We start from the raw sequence: 18,599 nt of genomic DNA on the forward strand, positions 1-18,599 counted from the left end.
GGTTTCATGGAAAGATATGCTTCGATTTCGCGAAAGACGAACGAGACGGATATTCAGCTGGCATTTGCCATCGACGGGGAAGGAAAGGCGGAGCTTCATACCGGCGTGCCGTTTTTAACCCATATGCTTGATTTGTTTACGAAGCACGGCCACTTTAATTTAACGGTGACCGCCAAAGGCGATACGGAGGTGGATGACCACCATACGACCGAAGATATCGGCATTTGTCTCGGGCAGGCGCTTCGGGAGGCGCTCGGCGATAAAAAAGGGATTAAACGTTACGGCAACGCGTTTGTCCCGATGGATGAAGCTCTCGCCCAAGTTGTCGTTGATTTAAGCAACCGCCCGCATTTTGAGTTTCGCGGCGAGTTTCCAAGCGAAAAAGTCGGAACGTTTGATGTCGAATTAGTCCATGAGTTTTTATGGAAATTGGCGCTCGAAGCGCGCATGAATCTGCATGTCATCGTCCATTACGGGCGCAACACACATCACATGATCGAAGCGGTGTTTAAAGCATTAGGGCGCGCGCTCGACGAAGCGACGATGATTGATCCGCGCGTCAAAGGCGTTCCATCAACGAAAGGGATGTTGTGACGATGATTGGCATTATTGACTACGGAATGGGGAATTTATACAGCGTCAGCAAAGCATTAGAACGACTTCGTTACGAGTACGTCGTTTCCGATCAGCCAAACGAACTGAGACAAGCGAAGGGGCTTATTTTGCCGGGGGTCGGCTCGTTTAAAGACGCGATGCATATTTTGCGGAAAACAGAGCTTGACCAGTTTATTCGCGAGGCGGTAAATGAAGGAACGCCATTGCTTGGCATTTGCCTTGGCATGCAGCTATTGTTTGAGGAAAGCGAGGAAAACGGGTTGACGGAAGGATTAGGGCTGCTAAGCGGCCGCGTCGTCCGCATTCCCGGCGTAACGGCGAGCGGCGAGCGGTATAAAGTGCCACATATGGGATGGAACCGCCTCGTTTTTCGCCATTCATCCCCGCTTTTACAAAATGTGGAAGAAGGGCATGTTTATTTCGTTCATTCGTACTATGTGGTGACGAACGATGACAGTGTGGTGCTTGCCAGCAGCTTTTACGATGTCGAGGTGCCCGCTGTCGTTGGGAAAGACAATGTGTACGGCACGCAGTTTCATCCGGAAAAAAGCGGCGCGATTGGCATGAAAATTTTGCAAAACTACGCAGCGATCGTCGAAGGAAAGGAGAGGATGTAATGGCGGCGTTTACCATTTATCCGGCGATTGATATGCGCGGCGGCAAATGCGTCCGCCTTTTGCAAGGAGACTATAATAAAGAGACGGTATATGGCGATTCCCCGATCGAAATGGCCGCCTTGTTCGCCGAACAAGGAGCGGAATGGATTCATATGGTCGACTTAGACGGCGCGAAGGAAGGAAAACGCGTCAACGACCGCTTTGTTGTCGAAACGGCGAAACAGCTGCCGGTGAAAGTGCAAATCGGCGGCGGCATTCGTACGGAAGACGACATTGTCTATTATTTGGAAAACGGCGTGGCCCGCGTCATTTTAGGAAGCGCCGCCATCGCCAAACCTTCGTTTGTTAAGGAAATGCTGAAAAAATATGGCGAGCGCATTGCGATCGGCATTGATGCGAAAGATGGGTTTGTTGCGACGGAAGGGTGGCTTAACACGTCGAATGTCAAAGCGACAGACCTTGGAAAAGAGCTGGCAGAATCTGGAGCGCAAACGTTCATCTTTACAGATATTGCGACAGACGGAATGTTGTCAGGTCCGAATATTCAAGCGGCTGTCGAAATGGCGCGTGCAACCGGAAAGCATGTGATCGCTTCCGGAGGCGTCAGCTCGCTTGAAGATTTAGTGTCGCTGCAAAAACACGTCGGTGACGGCGTCGTCGGCGCGATCGTCGGCAAAGCGCTCTACACGAAGCAGTTTACGGTTGCGGAAGCGCTGAAGGTGGTGCAAGGGGAATGATTACGAAGCGCATTATTCCTTGTTTGGATGTGAAAGATGGTCGCGTCGTGAAAGGAGTGCAGTTTGTCCAGCTTCGCGACGCCGGCGATCCGGTTGAACTGGCGAAGTTTTACGACGAGCAAGGAGCGGACGAGCTTGTCTTTTTGGATATTTCCGCGTCACACGAAGGGCGGAAGACGATGGTGGAAGTCGTCGAGAAAGTTGCTGCACAATTGGCGATCCCGTTTACGGTCGGCGGTGGGATCCATTCGCTAGATGATATAAAGATGATTTTGCGTGCGGGAGCTGATAAAGTATCGCTCAATACGGCTGCTGTCCGCAATCCACAACTGATTACAGAAGGAGCGGACTTTTTCGGGGCGCAATGCATCGTTGTTGCGATTGATGCGAAATATGATGAGACAATTGGCTCGTGGCGCGTGTATACGCACGGCGGGCGAAACGCGACGGACTTGGAAGTTGTCGAATGGGCAAAAGAAGCGGTCCGCCGCGGCGCGGGCGAAATTTTACTGACGAGCATGGATTGCGATGGCGAAAAAAACGGCTTTGATATTGCGCTGACGAGAGCGGTAAGTGAAGCGGTTTCCGTTCCGGTCATTGCTTCTGGAGGGGCTGGCAGCGCCGAACATTTTCTCGAAGCATTCGTGGACGGAAAAGCGGATGCGGCGCTGGCGGCATCGATTTTCCACTATAAAGAAACATCAGTAAAAGAAGTAAAAGCGTATTTAAAAGAAAGAGGGGTAAATATTCGATGAACCTCGCCAACATCCGATTTGACGAAAAAGGACTCGTTCCGGCGATTGTTCAAGACGCGCAAAGCAAAGAAGTATTGATGCTTGCCTATATGAATGAAGAATCGTTAAAAAAATCGTTAGAAACAGGCGAAACATGGTTTTATAGCCGCTCGCGCAGGGAGCTTTGGCATAAGGGAGCCACTTCCGGCAATACACAGCGCATTGTCGACATGCGCTACGATTGTGACAGCGACGCACTCCTTGTGCTTGTCGAGCCGGCTGGGCCAGCCTGCCATACGGGAAGCTATTCGTGTTTTTCCAACCGGATCAACGGTGAAAAACACGAAGCTTCGCCACAACGTTTTGCGATTATCAACACGTTAGAGGAAATTATCGCGAAACGGGATGCCGAACGACCTGAAGGGGCGTATACGACATATTTGTTCGAAAAAGGCATCGATAAAATTTTAAAGAAAGTCGGCGAGGAAGCGGCCGAAGTCATTATTGCCGCGAAAAACCGCAGCCATGACGAACTGAAATGGGAAGTCGCCGATTTATTGTATCATTTGCTTGTGCTGCTAAGAGAGCAAAAACTTCCGCTTGATGCGGTGTTGGAAGTATTAACGGAGCGGCACAACGCCAAACGGTAAACAATGGCGTCAAGCTGGCTTTTTCTTGAGCCAGCTTTTATTTTTATTGTTTGCTTTTGCAAAGAATATGGTATACTTTTTTCGGTAAATTCAACATAGATGGAGGATTCGATGGGAAAACAACTGGAGCCGAAACAGCGAAAAACAAAAATTATTCCATTTATTCAAAACGGCGAATACTATTTCAAAAAGGGAATGCAAGCGTATCAACAACGCGATTTGTATAAAGCGAAAAAATATTTAGAACGGGCGGTCCAATATGATCGGAATAACGCTTCGTTTGCATTGCAGCTTGCCTCCGTGCTTGCCGAGCTTGGAGAATATCAAGCCTCGAATCAATGGCTGCTCAAGATCGTTCACGAGTTGGATGAAACGATGTACGAATGTTTTTATTTTTTAGCGAATAACTTTGCTCATCTCGGATTGTTCCACGAAGCGATGAAGTATGCGGAAATGTATTTGGCGCGTGACCCAAATGGCCATTTTGCCGAGGATATAGAGGATTTAATGGAATTGCTGAAAATTGACCAAGAAGAGGAAAACGGCGGTGAACAAGACGATTTAATTACGTTGCAGGAGCGGGCGCGGTTTTTATTGGAAAAAGAAGAGTTTCCGGAAGCGATTCGTCTGTTGGAGACGATCATTGCTAACTATCCTGAATTTTGGTCAGCGTACAACAATTTGGCGCTTGCCTATTTTTATAACGGAAACGTGCAAAAGGCGCAAGAAATTGTCGAGCAAGTGCTGGAGCGAAGCCCAGGCAATTTGCACGCGCTTTGCAACCGCCTCGTCTTTTATTATTATTTGCGAGACGAACGGCAAGTAAAGCGCCTTTCTGACCAATTAGCATGCGTGCATCCGTTTTTCATCGAACATCGTTATAAGCTCGGAGCGACATTCGCGCTTGTCGGCCGTTTCGACCTCGCTTTCAAATGGCTATATCATTTATATAAAATCCGCTATGACGGAGATGATGCCTTTTATTATTGGCTTGCTTATGCAGCCTATTACACCGGCCGCGAAGAATTAGCGAAAAATGTTTGGGAGAAGGTAATAGATGTAAATCCTAACAAACGTGGAGAAGAGCCGTGGGCGTTCTTCAGCCCGTCTGTCGATCCGGAGCTGCAAAAAATTATTCGCTGGTTTGACCGGACAAATATAGCCGAAATGTTATATGGGCTTTATTTGCTTAGCGAATCGCCGTACAAAAATGATCCTGCCGTTTCCATTGCGATTCGCCGTTATTTGGCTGATCATCCGCTCCTTAGCCAATTTGCGGATTATTTTTTGCTTCGCGATGTGAGAATGTCTCCTGCGTATGTCATCGATAGCCATATCATTATCAATGAGTTGTCGGCGAAAAATGATCGGACTGATGAAACCATGTACGTTGCGTGGTTTTCCGTCGTCGTGAATGCATTTCCGACAAATGAGCGATTTTCTAACCATTCTGCTTGGTCGGCGGCGCTGGAGTATGTATGGCGGCAGCGGCAGGGACAGCGCGTAACGCAACAATGGGTTGCAGATAAATATCATGTTTCATTATCAACGGTGAAAAAATATGTAAAGAAAGTGAAAGAACTATTATCATGAGCAAATTAATAGACGCCCGTTCGCAACTTTCTATACGATAATGGTGAAGACTAATCAATGAAGGAGTGGAACGACGTGTCAGAAGAAAAAATTTACGACGTCATTATCGCGGGGGCCGGACCAGCAGGAATGACTGCCGCTGTCTATACATCTCGCGCAAATTTATCCACGTTGATGATTGAGCGGGGTGTGCCAGGAGGGCAAATGGTAAATACAGAGGAAGTGGAAAATTATCCGGGATACGAGCAGATTTTAGGTCCGGAATTAGCGACGAAAATGTTTGAACATGCGAAAAAATTCGGCGCGGAATACGCATACGGTGAAGTCAAAGAAATTATTGACGGCGAAGCGTATAAAACAGTTGTCGTCGGCGATAAGCAATATAAAGGGCGCGCCGTCATCATTGCGACTGGCGCGGAGTATAAAAAGCTCGGCGTGCCTGGTGAAGCCGAACTTGGCGGCCGCGGTGTCTCCTATTGCGCCGTCTGCGATGGAGCATTCTTTAAAGGAAAAAATCTCGTCGTTGTTGGCGGCGGCGACTCTGCGGTAGAAGAAGGGGTATATTTAACCCGCTTTGCCAATAAGGTAACGATCGTACACCGCCGCGACCAATTGCGCGCGCAAAAAATTTTGCAAGACAGAGCGTTTGCCAATGAAAAAATTGATTTCATTTGGAATCATACCGTCAAGCAAATTAACGAAAAAGACGGAAAAGTTGGCAGCGTGACGCTCGTTCATACGCAAACGGGCGAAGAACGCGAATTTCCATGCGATGGCGTGTTCATTTATATCGGCATGCTTCCACTTTCGAAGCCGTTTGCGAACCTTGGCATTACAAATGAAAACGGATATATCGTGACGAATGAGCGCATGGAAACAAAAGTGCCGGGCATTTTTGCGGCAGGAGACGTCCGCGAAAAATCGTTGCGGCAAATCGTAACGGCGACGGGAGACGGAAGCATTGCGGCGCAAAGCGCGCAGCACTATGTGGAAGAGTTAAAGGAAAAATTAAACATAAAGTAATGAAATCGTAATCGATGTTTAACCGAGCTGTAACACATGTGAAATATTTTTTTTGTATGCTAAAAGTAAGTAATTGACCCCCTTTTATATAGATCTTTTTGCTAAGCACGGGTACCCTTTCCCGTGCTTCTTTTTTATGCGATGGACAAGTACGAGCACCAGGCTTCTTCGTTGTGGTGAATTGTAAGAAATAGTATAATAAAATAAATAGAAGTTTAACCATTTTCGATGGAGTTTATGTTGAGGTGAGCGTGTTGCAGCGCGTGACAAATTGCGTTTTAGTAAAAGATGGAAAAGTATTGTTATTACAAAAGCCGAAGCGGGGCTGGTGGGTTGCCCCGGGAGGAAAGATGGAACAAGGGGAATCCGTCCGTGAAGCATGCATTCGCGAATATCGCGAAGAGACAGGAATTTATTTAAAAAACCCGAAGCTCAAAGGAGTTTTTACGATTGTCGTCAAAGATCAAGAGCAAACGGTTTCTGAATGGATGATGTTTACCTTTTTTGCCGATCAATTTGCTGGCGAGAATGTTCCATATTGTGAAGAAGGAAAGTTGGAATGGCATCCGTTGGAAACGATCCGCCAGCTTCCAATGGCGCCAGGTGATTACCATATTTTGGATTATGCGCTTAAAGGATCAGAAGTTATGTACGGAACGTTTATATATACGGAAGATTTCGAATTACTTTCCTACCGGTTAGACTCCAGTTGATGGAGAGGAGGGGAAGAAATGAGCAAAGGTTCGGCCAACAATATTCAAGTGGTGATTATCACGGGGATGTCCGGCGCCGGGAAAACCGTCGCGATTCAGAGCTTTGAAGACTTGGGCTTTTTTTGTGTCGATAATTTGCCACCGACGTTGCTTCCAAAATTTTTGGAGCTGATGAAAGAGTCGGGGAATAAAATGAATAAAGTGGCGTTAGTGATGGATTTGCGAAGCCGCGACTTTTTCGACAGCTTGTTTACCGCGCTTGACGACTTGGCGGAGCAGTCATGGGTAACGCCGCAAATTTTATTTTTAGACGCCAACGATTCGACGCTGGTGGCGCGATATAAAGAAACAAGACGCACGCATCCGCTTGCGCCAAACGGATTGCCGCTTGAGGGAATCCGTTTAGAGCGCAAACTGCTCGAGGAATTAAAAGGAAGGGCGCAAATTATTTATGATACGTCGGATTTAAAGCCGCGCGAGTTGCGGGAAAAAATTTTGCAGCAGTTTTCTTCCCATGCGCAACAAACGTTTACGGTCAACGTGATGTCGTTTGGCTTTAAATACGGCGTTCCGATTGACGCCGATTTAGTATTTGATGTTCGCTTTTTGCCAAACCCTCACTATATTGACCATATGCGTCCGAAAACAGGATTGGATGAGGAAGTTTCTTCTTATGTGCTAAAGTGGGGGGAAACGCAAAAATTCCTTGAAAAACTGATCGATTTATTGACATTTATGCTCCCTCATTATAAGCGGGAAGGAAAAAGCCAGCTCGTGATCGCCATTGGCTGCACAGGAGGGCAGCACCGATCAGTGGCGATTGCCGAATATATTGCCCGCCATTTTGCAAATGATTATAAAACCCATGTGTCCCACCGTGACATGGAGAGGAGAAAGGAAAAGTATAAATGAATGCGAAAAGTCAACCGAAGATTGTCATCATCGGCGGCGGAACAGGGCTCCCTGTCTTGTTGCGCGGCTTGAAGCAGTATGCCGTTGATATTACGGCGATTGTCACTGTCGCCGATGATGGCGGCAGCTCAGGAAGATTACGCGATGAATTGCAAATTCCGCCGCCAGGAGATGTGCGCAACGTATTGGCGGCGCTGTCAGATGTCGAACCGCTTGTTGTCGAATTGTTTCAGCATCGGTTTCAAAACGGCAACGGATTGTCAGGGCATTCGCTAGGGAATTTAATTTTGGCGGCGTTGACCTCGATTACCGGCGATTTTGTGAAAGCGATCCGCGAGATGAGCAAAGTGTTGAACGTGCACGGACAAGTGTTGCCGGCGGCGAATAAAAGTGTCGTTCTTCACGCGGAGATGGAAGACGGCGCAATTGTTTCCGGGGAGTCAAAAATCCCTTATTCCGGAAAAAAAATTAAAAAAGTATTTTTGACGCCAGAAAATGTTGAGCCGCTTCCCGAAACGATTGACGCGATTCGCTCTGCGGATTTGATTGTCATCGGTCCGGGAAGTTTATATACAAGCATTTTGCCAAACTTGCTTGTGCCGAAAATCGGTCAGGAGGTTTGTCAAGCGAAGGCGAAAAAGGTATATATATGCAACGTGATGACCCAAGCGGGCGAGACGCTGCACTATACGGTAAGCGATCATGTCAAAGCGCTCCATGACCATATGGGATGCTTATTTCTTGATGTTGTCGTTGTCAATAGCGGACATATTCCGGAAGAGATCCAACGGCGTTATGCTGAAGAGTTGGCCGAACCGGTGAAGGATGATGGCGACCGGCTCACAGAGCTGGGAATTGAAGTGATTCGCGATAATATCGTCAGCTATGAAGACCACGTCATCCGTCATGACACAAAAAAAGTGGCGTCGCTGCTCATTTCGCTTATTACAGCACCTCCTTCTTCCAATGGCTGAATGAACTACGGAGGTGACTAACCATGTCATTTGCATCAGAAACGAAAAAAGAACTAACGAATTTAGAAGTGAAACCTTGCTGCTTAAAAGCGGAGTTGTCCGCGCTTCTCCGCATGAATGGTTTGCTGTCTTTTTCCAACCAAAAGATTATCGTCGATGTGCAAACGGAAAACGCTGCCATCGCGCGGAGAATTTACACTCTTTTAAAGAAAGGGTATGAAGTCACGGTCGAACTATTAGTTCGAAAAAAGATGCGCCTGAAAAAAAACAATGTGTACATCGTGCGAATCGTCGACGGCGCTCGCGAATTGTTAAAGGATTTAAAAATATTGGAGGAGGATTTTTCACTGATTCGAGTCATTTCGCCAGAATTAGTGAAAAAAAAGTGCTGTAAGCGTTCTTATTTGCGCGGCGCGTTTCTCGCCGGAGGATCGGTAAACAATCCGGAAACATCATCCTACCATTTAGAAATTTTTTCTCTTTATGAAGAACATAACGATTCATTATGTGAATTAATGAACAGCCACTTTTTTCTTAATGCTAAAACGCTGGAACGAAAAAAAGGGTTTATTACGTATTTAAAAGAGGCAGAAAAAATTTCCGAGTTTTTAAATATTATCGGCGCCCACCAAGCGTTATTGCGCTTTGAAGATATTCGCATTGTGCGCGATATGAGAAATTCGGTAAACCGCCTTGTCAATTGCGAAACGGCGAACTTAAATAAAACGATTGGTGCTGCGCTTCGCCAAGTGGAAAACATTCGCTATATTGATGAAACGATCGGATTGAGTTCCCTTCCTGATAAATTACGGGAAATTGCCGAATTGCGAATGATGTATCAGGATGTAACGTTAAAAGAATTAGGGGAATTAGTGTCCGGCGGAAAGATTAGCAAATCAGGAATCAACCACCGTCTGCGGAAAATTGATGAAATTGCGGAACGGCTGCGGGCTGGCAAGCCTGTCGATTTTCATAAATCGTTATAAAAAGGGGAGATGGAGCATGGTTGAGAGACGAGTAGAAGTGCGGTTGAAAACGGGATTGCAAGCGCGCCCGGCGGCGTTGTTTGTTCAGGAGGCGAATCGCTTTTCTTCCGACATCTATTTGGAAAAAGACGGGAAGAAAGTGAACGCCAAAAGCATTATGGGGCTAATGAGCCTTGCGATCAGCACCGGTTCTGTCATTACATTGATCGCGGATGGCCCGGATGAAAACGAAGCGATTGAAAAATTAGCAAATTATGTGGAAAATGAGAAATAAACAAAATAGGCTGCTTCTGCGTAAATCGAAGCAGCCTATCATTTTAATTCATTTTATTTTTCATCTACGCGCGTTAACACGCGGTCGATAATTCCATATTCCTGCGCTTTTTGTGCCGTCATGAAGTTATCGCGGTCCGTATCGCGTTCAATCACGTCGATTGGCTGGCCGGTATTTTCAGAAAGAATGCGATTTAACTTATCGCGCAAGAAAAGGATTCGTTTTGCGGCAATTTCGATTTCTGTCGCCTGACCTTGCGCGCCGCCAAGCGGTTGATGAATCATAATTTCGCTATTTGGCAAGGCAAACCGTTTTCCTTTTGCCCCGGCAGCAAGCAAAAATGCTCCCATCGAAGCAGCCATGCCGATGCAGATCGTTGAAACGTCCGGCTTAATAAATTGCATTGTGTCATAAATCGCCAAGCCGGCAGTAATCGAACCGCCTGGGCTGTTAATATAAAGCGAAATGTCTTTCTCCGGATCTTCCGCCGCTAAAAATAGTAATTGCGAAACGATCGAGTTTGCCACTTGATCGTCAATTGGACTGCCGAGAATGATAATGCGGTCTTTCAATAAACGAGAATAAATGTCATATGCACGTTCCCCGCGGCTTGTTTGCTCAATAACTGTAGGGATTAAATTCATGAGGCTTCCTCCTTTACCAATCGCTTAAAATCGTATGTATCTCTATCATACATAAATGGTCAATGAAGGTCAAACAAAAAATACCTGACCTTACTCTATATTTTAATTATTATTCGCTATCGGCATTAGACATCCCTTTTTTCATCATAACCTCTTTTCCATTTTTTAAACGTATTTTCCCTCTTGCAATATAAAGCTGTTTTCAATATAATTGAATATGCAACTGATCATAGTGCCCTCGTAGTGTAGTGGATAGCACGAGAGATTCCGGTTCTCTTAGCGTGGGTTCGAATCCTGCCGAGGGCGTTCCAACTGTCCGACAGGTTCGGATTGAATTTATCCGAACCGTTGATGCGACTGCGTTTGCAGTCGTTTTTCATTTTTTGGGAATCCGAAAGAATCCGATAGAATTTGAAAAAATTTTGCACGGCTTATTTGTCGTTGTAGAGCTCATCCATCGCAAGCTCCACTTGCCGAGCTTCTTTTTGTTCTATTTCGTCTAGGGCGTAAAAGCGGAAACCTGCTGCGGAACGCGGCAGGTTTTTTGCATAATTGCATATATATAACTAAACGTTTCTGCTTTTCGTTGACCACGCTATGCTAGACAATAGCGCATTTCCGGGCTGATTGTGTTACCTGTTTTATATATTTTTCTATATACCGTCAAGGCAGCAGTAGTGTACAATAAAAGAAAGGGGGGCTTGACGATGAGGGCGGAATTATGGCAAGAACAGCGGCTGAAGCTATCGCTGACAAAAGAATTGACGCAAGCAATCGAATTATTGCAATATTCTGCCGTGGAGCTGCAGTCGTTTTTATATGAACAGTCGCTGGATAACCCGTTTCTTGAAATTCGCGACTACCGGTTGAAGCGCAGCTATCGCGACTCGTCAGATAAGGAAAAACAGCGATGGATTGAAAATATAAGCGCTCATTCGGAAACGCTTTCATTGTATTTAACCGCACAGCTTCCAGCCCTGTCTCTTTCGGAACGCGAAGAACGCGTCGTGCATTATATGATCGCTTCCCTTGATGAAGATGGATATTTGCGGACAGAGATCGAAGAGATCGCGGAACAGCTTGCTATTTCCAAACAGGAAGCGGAAAAAGCGCTGCAGATTGTTCAGTCGTTAGAGCCGGCTGGCGTTGGCGCCCGCAGTTTGCAAGAATGTTTATATTTGCAGCTAAGGCGTTTGCCGCATCGCGATGAGTTAGCGGAACAAATCGTACAACATCATTTTTCGCTATTTGTCGAAAAAGCTTGGAAAACGTTAGCAAAACAGCTTGACGTGGACATTGCTTCATTGCAGCGCGTATGGGATTTAATCCGCTCGCTTGAGCCGCGCCCCGGCATCCATTATACAAAAGAGATGCCCCATTTCATCGTTCCTGATATCATTATCGAACGTAGCGATGAAGGGGATTGGTGCGTTTTTTGCAATGATGATGTGCATCCGGAGCTTGTCTGGAATCGGGCATACGAACAAAAAGTTTCCGGTTACCATGACGGGCAAGTTCAATCGTTTATAAAAGATAAATATCGGCAATTTTTATGGTTAGCCAAAAGCTTAGAACAGCGTAAACAAACGTTGCTCAACATTATGCATGTCATCGTTAATAAGCAAAAACAATGTTTGGAAGCGGGTTTTGCCTCCTTAAAGCCCCTTACGATGCGGGAAGTGGCGGAAGAGTTGGGCATTCACGAATCTACTGTCAGCCGTGCCGTGAAAAACAAATACGTGCAAACGCCGTTTGGCACCGTGGAACTTCGCCGCTTTTTTTCCAACGCTGTTTCTTCCGTTTACGCGGACGAAGATGCAGCTTCTTCGGTAAAAGTGAAAATGTTTATTAAGCAATTAATAGAACAGGAAAATAAGCAGCGGCCGCTTTCCGACCAAAAGCTCGCCGACTTATTGCATGAGCGATACGGCGTAGTCGTCTCGCGCAGAACAGTTGCAAAATATCGTGAGCAACTGCGTATTCCGTCATCAGCAAAACGAAAACAGTATGTAGGGAAGTGACAGCAAGTGATCATTAACTTATATTCGAAAACAAATTGTCCGCTATGTGATAAAGCAAAACAAGTGCTGCAAGAACTACAAAAGGAATTCACTTTTCAAATCAGGGAAATTGACATTTATCAAGATGATGCGTTGCTGGAAAAATATCAGTTGATGATTCCCGTTGTCGAAATCGATGGCGAAGAAGTCGATTTCGGCATAATTCAAAAAGATGTCATAAGAAAGCGTTTGCTTGAGGTGCGAAATAGTTGAACATTGTCAATCCTCCTGTTACAATAAAATCGACGCAGGAGGGAGTTTTTTTCGTACAATCGGGACATAATAAGTCATACCGGGACGTTTTGTGTCCATGCATTTTCATAAGGAGAAGGGAATCAATGCAGTCATTAATTGAGGCGCAAAAAAAATTATTGCCCGACCTTCTTGAAGTTATGCAAAAACGCTATCGCATTTTGCGTTACATTTCTCTCATGCAGCCAGTCGGGCGAAGGGTGTTGTCGAACAGCTTAGGAATAAGTGAACGCGTGCTTCGTTCGGAGGTGCAGTTTTTAAAAGAGCAAAACTTGCTCACCATCAGCTCCGCTGGCATGAGCTTGACGCAGGAAGGAAAGGGATTGCTGCATACCCTTGAAGATGTTATGAGGGAAGTGTTGGGCCTAAAAGATTTAGAAACAAAATTAAAGCAAAAACTTCATGTTAAAGAAGTGATCGTTGTCGCCGGGGATAGCGACCTTTCTCCTTGGGTAAAAAAAGAAATGGGGAGAGCTTGTACGACGTGCATGAAAGAACGGCTAGCAAACGGCGACATCGTGGCGGTGACAGGAGGCACCACGATGGCTGCGGTGGCCGAGATGATGACGCCGGATGCGAAGCTAAACGATCTTTTATTTGTTCCCGCACGAGGAGGCCTAGGGGAGAATGTGGAAAACCAGGCCAATACCATTTGCGCAAAGATGGCGGAAAAATCGCTAGGAAATTATCGGCTTCTTCATGTTCCCGACCATTTAAGCCGCGAAGCGTATGAGTCTTTAGTAGAAGAACCGACCGTGAAAGAAGCGTTGGAACTTATTAAATCGTGCCGTATGGTCGTGCATGGAATCGGGGATGCTATTACAATGGCAGAACGCCGAAAAACCCCAAGTGAAGATATGGAGAAAATTCAGGCGCGGCATGCGGTTGCTGAAGCGTTTGGCTATTACTTTAACGAAAAAGGGGAAGTAGTCCATAAAGTGAAAACGGTCGGCATTCAGCTTGAAGACCTTCCGCGCGTCGAACATGTCATTGCAGTGGCTGGTGGATCTTCCAAAGCAAAAGCCATTCAGGCGTATATGAAACGGGCGCATCATTCGATTCTCATTACCGACGAAGGTGCCGCAAAAGCGTTACTAGGGGAGTAACATCCCTTAATATAAATACAACTATTTTAAAGGAGGAGCTATTGATGGCTGTAAAAATTGGTATTAACGGTTTTGGTCGTATTGGGCGCAACGTTTTTCGCGCGGCATTAAAAAATCCAAACATTGAAGTAGTGGCGGTAAACGACTTAACGGACGCCAACACATTGGCACATCTTTTGAAATATGATTCTGTTCATGGAAAATTAGACGCGGAAGTATCGGTGAATGGCAATAATATCGTTGTAAACGGAAAAGAAATCGTGGTGAAAGCAGAACGCGACCCAGCTCAATTAGCATGGAACGAATTAGGCGTCGATATTGTCGTCGAATCGACAGGCCGCTTCACAAAACGCGAAGATGCGGCAAAACATTTGGAAGCTGGCGCGAAAAAAGTCATCATTTCTGCACCGGCGAAAAATGAAGATATTACGATCGTCATGGGTGTCAACCAAGATAAATACGATCCAGCAAACCATCACATTATTTCCAACGCTTCTTGTACAACTAACTGCTTGGCGCCATTTGCGAAAGTGCTTCACGAAAAATTTGGCATCGTCCGCGGCATGATGACGACAGTTCACTCGTATACGAACGACCAACAAATTTTGGACTTGCCTCATAAAGATTTGCGCCGTGCCCGCGCTGCTGCGGAATCGATTATTCCGACAACTACTGGTGCGGCAAAAGCAGTTGCGCTTGTGCTTCCTGAACTAAAAGGTAAACTAAACGGTATGGCAATGCGTGTGCCGACACCAAACGTGTCTGTTGTTGACCTTGTTGCGGAGCTTGAAAAAGAAGTAACGGTAGAAGAAGTCAACGCAGCATTGAAAGAAGCGGCAGAAGGCGAATTAAAAGGCATCCTGGCTTACAGTGAAGAGCCGCTTGTATCGCGCGATTATAACGGTTCTACTGTATCTTCGACAATCGATGCGCTTTCCACAATGGTTATTGAAGGAACAATGGTGAAAGTAGTATCTTGGTACGATAACGAAACAGGATACTCTCACCGCGTTGTCGATCTTGCAGAATATATCGCATCAAAAGGCCTATAATTCATGGTCATTGTGTTTATCGCTCAATCAAGTCTATAATAAGGAATGGAGAGGGGGAGCGGGGAGTGATCCCCACTCCTCTTCGTTTGTGAAATGACACACGTTCAAAAAGGAGGCATAGCGCCATGAATAAAAAAACAGTTCGAGACGTGGATGTGAAAGGAAAGCGAGTGTTTTGCCGCGTCGACTTTAACGTGCCAATGGAAAACGGAGCGATTACGGATGACACGCGTATCCGCGCGGCACTCCCAACGATTCGTTATTTAATCGAACAAGGCGCAAAAGTGATTTTGGCGAGCCATCTCGGCCGTCCGAAAGGAAAAGTCGTGGAAGAATTGCGTTTAAATGCGGTTGCTGAGCGTTTAAGCGAGCTGCTTGGAAAACATGTGACAAAAACAGATGAAGCATACGGTGATGCAGTAAAAGAAGCAATTTCAAAAATGAATGAAGGCGATGTATTGCTTCTCGAAAACGTCCGTTTTTATCCGGGGGAAGAGAAAAACGACCCAGAGTTGGCGAAAGCATTTGCTGAATTAGCGGATATTTATGTGAACGACGCGTTTGGCGCCGCTCACCGTGCCCATGCTTCCACTGAAGGAATCGCGCACTACTTGCCAGCCGTTGCCGGATTTTTAATGGAAAAAGAAATTGAAGTGCTAGGAAAAGCGTTGTCCAATCCAGAACGTCCATTTACGGCGATCATTGGCGGCGCGAAAGTGAAAGACAAAATCGGTGTAATCGAAAACTTGCTTAACAAAGTGGACAATTTGATTATTGGCGGCGGTCTTGCGTATACGTTTGTAAAAGCGCTCGGCCATGGAGTCGGCAAATCGCTGCTGGAAGAAGATAAAATCGAACTGGCCAAATCATTTATGGAAAAAGCGAAAGAAAAAGGAGTTAACTTCTATATGCCAGTTGACGTCGTCGTAGCTGATCGGTTTGCGAACGACGCCAATACGAAAGTCGTTGCGATTGATGCGATTCCAAGCGATTGGGAAGCGCTGGATATCGGTCCGAAAACGCGCGAACTTTACCGTGATGTAATTATGAAATCGAAGCTTGTTGTTTGGAACGGCCCAATGGGCGTTTTTGAAATGGATGCTTTTGCCGAAGGAACAAAAGCGGTTGCCCAAGCGTTAGCGGACGCTGCCGATACATATTCGGTCATCGGCGGTGGAGATTCTGCGGCAGCGGTAGAAAAATTCGGCTTAGCGGACAAAATGGATCACATCTCTACCGGAGGCGGTGCATCGCTGGAATTTATGGAAGGAAAACAACTTCCTGGAGTGGTGGCGTTAAACGATAAATAACGCGCTAACTCCTTTCTGAGAAAGGAAGGGATCAATGATGAGAAAACGAATTATCGCAGGAAACTGGAAAATGCATAAAACATTGCCGGAGGCAGTAAGCTTCGTGGAAGAAGTAAAACGGCTTGTTCCGCCGGCAGAACAAGTAGACTCTGTCATTTGCGCCCCTTTCTTGTTTTTAGACCGCCTTGTCCAAAACGTACAAGGATCCGATTTAAAAATCGGTGCGCAAAATATGCATTTTGAAGACAAAGGGGCGTTTACTGGCGAAATCAGCCCGGTTGCGCTGAAAGATATCGGCGTGACGTATGTCATTATCGGTCACTCCGAGCGCCGCGAAATGTTTGCGGAGACGGATGAAACCGTCAATAAAAAAGTACATGCTGCCTTCAAGCATGGGTTAATTCCAATCGTCTGCTGCGGCGAAACGCTGGAACAAAGGGAAAGCGGAAAAACGAATGACATCGTCGGCGCGCAAGTCGAAAAAGCGCTTGCCGGTTTAACTGCGGAACAAGCCAAACAAGTGGTGATCGCTTATGAACCAATTTGGGCGATCGGCACTGGCAAATCATCGACGGCAGAAGATGCCAACGAAGTGTGCGGCCATATTCGTTCGGTCATTGCCAAAATCTTTTCGCCGGAAGTGGCCGAAGCCGTACGCATTCAGTATGGCGGTAGCGTAAAACCGGAAAACATTCGCGAATTTTTAGCACAAGAACATATTGATGGCGCCCTTGTCGGCGGCGCAAGCCTCGATCCGACATCATTTTTACAATTAGTGGAGGCTGGACAACATGAGTAAAAAACCGGTAGCGTTAATTATTTTAGACGGATTTGCGCTTCGCGAAGAAACATACGGCAATGCGGTAGCGCAAGCGAACAAGCCGAACTTTGACCGCTATTGGAACGAATATCCACACGCAACGCTCACCGCTTGCGGCGAAGCGGTCGGGCTTCCGGAAGGGCAAATGGGCAACTCGGAAGTCGGCCATTTAAATATCGGCGCCGGCCGCATTGTCTATCAAAGTTTAACGCGCGTCAACATCGCGATTCGCGAAGGAGAGTTTGATCGCAATGAAACATTTTTAGCGGCGATGAATCATGTCAAAGAAAAAGGGACAAATTTGCACATTTTCGGTCTTCTCTCCGATGGCGGCGTGCACAGCCATATTAACCATCTATATGCGCTATTGAGATTAGCCGCTAAAGAAGGCGTGAAAAACGTTTATGTTCACGGCTTTTTAGATGGCCGCGACGTCGGTCCGCAAACGGCGCCGAAATATATTAAAGAGCTGCAAGCAAAAATAAAAGAGTATGGCGTTGGCGAAATCGCGACATTATCCGGCCGCTATTACTCGATGGACCGCGACAAACGGTGGGATCGCGTCGAAAAAGCGTACCGCGCGATGGTATATGGAGAAGGACCAACATACCGCGATCCGCTTGAGTGCATTGAAGACTCTTATCAACATGGCATTTACGATGAGTTCGTTCTTCCATCCGTTATGGTACGTGAAGATGGATCGCCGGTGGCGACGATTAAAGACGAAGATGCGATCATTTTCTACAACTTCCGTCCAGACCGTGCGATTCAAATTTCGAACACGTTTACGAACGAAGATTTCCGCGAGTTCGATCGCGGGCCGAAACATCCGAAAAACTTGTTCTTTGTCTGCTTGACACACTTTAGTGAAACTGTAAAAGGGTATGTCGCGTTTAAACCGACAAATTTGGATAATACGCTCGGTGAAGTCATATCACAACATGGATTGCGCCAGCTTCGCATCGCGGAAACGGAAAAATATCCGCACGTGACGTTCTTTATGAGCGGCGGACGGGAAGAGAAGTTTCCGGGCGAAGACCGCATTTTAATCAATTCACCGAAAGTCGCCACATATGACTTAAAACCAGAAATGAGCGCTTATGAAGTAACGGATGCGCTCCTGAAAGAAATTGAAGCAGATAAATATGACGCAATCATTTTAAACTATGCGAACCCGGATATGGTTGGCCATTCCGGTAAGCTCGAACCAACCATTAAAGCGGTGGAAGCGGTCGATGAATGCCTTGGCAAAGTCGTGGATGCGATTCTTGCGAAAGGCGGCATCGCTATTATTACGGCAGACCATGGAAACGCGGATGAAGTATTGACGCCGGATGGCAAACCGCAAACGGCGCATACGACAAATCCGGTTCCGGTGATCGTCACGAAAAAAGGCATCGAACTTCGCAAAGACGGCATTTTAGGGGATTTAGCCCCAACCATGCTTGATTTGCTTGGCTTGCCACAGCCGAAAGAAATGACTGGAAAAACATTAATTATAAAAAATAATGAATAAAAGGAGAGTGT

Annotated in this window: 20 protein-coding genes and 1 tRNA gene; 20 read left to right on the top strand and 1 reads right to left on the bottom strand. The window is 46.3% G+C overall.

Annotated elements, in window-relative coordinates; translation table 11 throughout:
- Nucleotides 1–6: 6 nt before the first annotated feature.
- The 12 genes from hisB to MWM02_RS02195 all read left to right on the top strand — a co-directional run bounded on the left by hisB (nucleotide 7) and on the right by MWM02_RS02195 (nucleotide 9,828).
- Nucleotides 7–594, top strand: a complete 588-nt coding sequence (gene hisB / locus MWM02_RS02140) for an imidazoleglycerol-phosphate dehydratase HisB (RefSeq protein ID WP_064552134.1) — start codon at nucleotides 7–9, stop codon at nucleotides 592–594.
- Entirely contained in the window at nucleotides 591–1,232 is a 642-nt protein-coding gene (gene hisH / locus MWM02_RS02145; protein ID WP_198401587.1) for an imidazole glycerol phosphate synthase subunit HisH, read from the top strand. Before hisB ends, hisH begins: the two co-directional genes overlap by 4 nt.
- Nucleotides 1,232–1,969 carry a 1-(5-phosphoribosyl)-5-[(5-phosphoribosylamino)methylideneamino]imidazole-4-carboxamide isomerase gene (hisA, locus tag MWM02_RS02150; protein WP_064552132.1) on the top strand — a complete coding sequence of 246 codons (738 nt, stop codon included), beginning with the start codon at nucleotides 1,232–1,234 and terminating at the stop codon, nucleotides 1,967–1,969. The genes hisH and hisA overlap by 1 nt, the downstream gene beginning before the upstream one ends.
- Nucleotides 1,966–2,724, top strand: a complete 759-nt coding sequence (gene hisF, locus MWM02_RS02155; protein WP_244402852.1) for an imidazole glycerol phosphate synthase subunit HisF — start codon at nucleotides 1,966–1,968, stop codon at nucleotides 2,722–2,724. The genes hisA and hisF overlap by 4 nt, the downstream gene beginning before the upstream one ends.
- Nucleotides 2,721–3,353, top strand: coding sequence for a bifunctional phosphoribosyl-AMP cyclohydrolase/phosphoribosyl-ATP diphosphatase HisIE (gene hisIE / locus MWM02_RS02160; RefSeq protein ID WP_244402853.1), 633 nt, complete (start codon nucleotides 2,721–2,723; stop codon nucleotides 3,351–3,353). The genes hisF and hisIE overlap by 4 nt, the downstream gene beginning before the upstream one ends.
- 111 nt (nucleotides 3,354–3,464) lie before the next feature.
- Nucleotides 3,465–4,946 (top strand): tetratricopeptide repeat protein, encoded by a 1,482-nt coding sequence (locus tag MWM02_RS02165; protein WP_064552129.1) that lies wholly within the window; start codon nucleotides 3,465–3,467, stop codon nucleotides 4,944–4,946.
- 75 nt (nucleotides 4,947–5,021) lie between these two features.
- Entirely contained in the window at nucleotides 5,022–5,969 is a 948-nt protein-coding gene (trxB, locus tag MWM02_RS02170) for a thioredoxin-disulfide reductase (RefSeq protein ID WP_064552128.1), read from the top strand.
- A 254-nt stretch (nucleotides 5,970–6,223) separates the two neighbouring features.
- Nucleotides 6,224–6,682, top strand: coding sequence for an NUDIX hydrolase (locus MWM02_RS02175; protein ID WP_244403586.1), 459 nt, complete (start codon nucleotides 6,224–6,226; stop codon nucleotides 6,680–6,682).
- An 18-nt stretch (nucleotides 6,683–6,700) separates the two neighbouring features.
- Nucleotides 6,701–7,594: an RNase adapter RapZ gene (gene rapZ, locus MWM02_RS02180; protein ID WP_244402854.1), complete on the top strand. Its 894-nt coding sequence runs from the start codon at nucleotides 6,701–6,703 to the stop codon at nucleotides 7,592–7,594.
- The gene (locus MWM02_RS02185; protein ID WP_064552126.1) at nucleotides 7,591–8,568 is read left to right on the top strand and encodes a gluconeogenesis factor YvcK family protein; all 978 of its coding nucleotides are present in this window, start codon (nucleotides 7,591–7,593) and stop codon (nucleotides 8,566–8,568) included. The genes rapZ and MWM02_RS02185 overlap by 4 nt, the downstream gene beginning before the upstream one ends.
- Nucleotides 8,569–8,591: 23 nt before the next feature.
- A complete protein-coding gene (whiA, locus tag MWM02_RS02190) occupies nucleotides 8,592–9,554 on the top strand; it encodes a DNA-binding protein WhiA (protein WP_064552125.1) in 963 nt (320 codons plus the stop codon).
- 16 nt (nucleotides 9,555–9,570) lie between these two features.
- Nucleotides 9,571–9,828, top strand: coding sequence for an HPr family phosphocarrier protein (locus MWM02_RS02195; protein ID WP_064552124.1), 258 nt, complete (start codon nucleotides 9,571–9,573; stop codon nucleotides 9,826–9,828).
- Between the two features lie 53 nt (nucleotides 9,829–9,881).
- Here the strand turns inward: MWM02_RS02195 and clpP are convergent, their stop codons facing one another.
- Nucleotides 9,882–10,472: an ATP-dependent Clp endopeptidase proteolytic subunit ClpP gene (gene clpP / locus MWM02_RS02200; protein WP_003248099.1), complete on the bottom strand. Its 591-nt coding sequence runs from the start codon at nucleotides 10,470–10,472 to the stop codon at nucleotides 9,882–9,884.
- Nucleotides 10,473–10,706: 234 nt separating this feature from the next.
- Between clpP and MWM02_RS02205 the strand changes: the two genes are divergently transcribed.
- The 8 genes from MWM02_RS02205 (at nucleotide 10,707) to gpmI (ending at nucleotide 18,588) form a co-directional block, all read left to right on the top strand.
- Nucleotides 10,707–10,778: transfer RNA gene (locus MWM02_RS02205), tRNA-Arg, on the top strand.
- A gap of 401 nt (nucleotides 10,779–11,179) precedes the next feature.
- Entirely contained in the window at nucleotides 11,180–12,493 is a 1,314-nt protein-coding gene (gene rpoN / locus MWM02_RS02210) for an RNA polymerase factor sigma-54 (RefSeq protein WP_244402855.1), read from the top strand.
- A gap of 6 nt (nucleotides 12,494–12,499) precedes the next feature.
- Nucleotides 12,500–12,745 carry a glutaredoxin family protein gene (locus MWM02_RS02215; RefSeq protein ID WP_064552122.1) on the top strand — a complete coding sequence of 82 codons (246 nt, stop codon included), beginning with the start codon at nucleotides 12,500–12,502 and terminating at the stop codon, nucleotides 12,743–12,745.
- Between the two features lie 125 nt (nucleotides 12,746–12,870).
- Nucleotides 12,871–13,890: a sugar-binding transcriptional regulator gene (locus MWM02_RS02220; RefSeq protein WP_064552121.1), complete on the top strand. Its 1,020-nt coding sequence runs from the start codon at nucleotides 12,871–12,873 to the stop codon at nucleotides 13,888–13,890.
- Between the two features lie 44 nt (nucleotides 13,891–13,934).
- A complete protein-coding gene (gap, locus tag MWM02_RS02225) occupies nucleotides 13,935–14,942 on the top strand; it encodes a type I glyceraldehyde-3-phosphate dehydrogenase (protein ID WP_003248107.1) in 1,008 nt (335 codons plus the stop codon).
- A 125-nt stretch (nucleotides 14,943–15,067) separates the two neighbouring features.
- Nucleotides 15,068–16,252: a phosphoglycerate kinase gene (locus MWM02_RS02230; protein WP_064552120.1), complete on the top strand. Its 1,185-nt coding sequence runs from the start codon at nucleotides 15,068–15,070 to the stop codon at nucleotides 16,250–16,252.
- 37 nt (nucleotides 16,253–16,289) lie between these two features.
- Nucleotides 16,290–17,051 carry a triose-phosphate isomerase gene (gene tpiA / locus MWM02_RS02235; protein ID WP_064552345.1) on the top strand — a complete coding sequence of 254 codons (762 nt, stop codon included), beginning with the start codon at nucleotides 16,290–16,292 and terminating at the stop codon, nucleotides 17,049–17,051.
- Nucleotides 17,044–18,588: a 2,3-bisphosphoglycerate-independent phosphoglycerate mutase gene (gene gpmI / locus MWM02_RS02240; RefSeq protein ID WP_064552119.1), complete on the top strand. Its 1,545-nt coding sequence runs from the start codon at nucleotides 17,044–17,046 to the stop codon at nucleotides 18,586–18,588. Before tpiA ends, gpmI begins: the two co-directional genes overlap by 8 nt.
- Nucleotides 18,589–18,599: the final 11 nt, after the last annotated feature.

The organism is Parageobacillus sp. KH3-4 (assembly GCF_022846435.1).
In the GTDB taxonomy this organism is placed as follows: Bacteria; Bacillota; Bacilli; order Bacillales; family Anoxybacillaceae; genus Parageobacillus; species Parageobacillus thermoglucosidasius_A.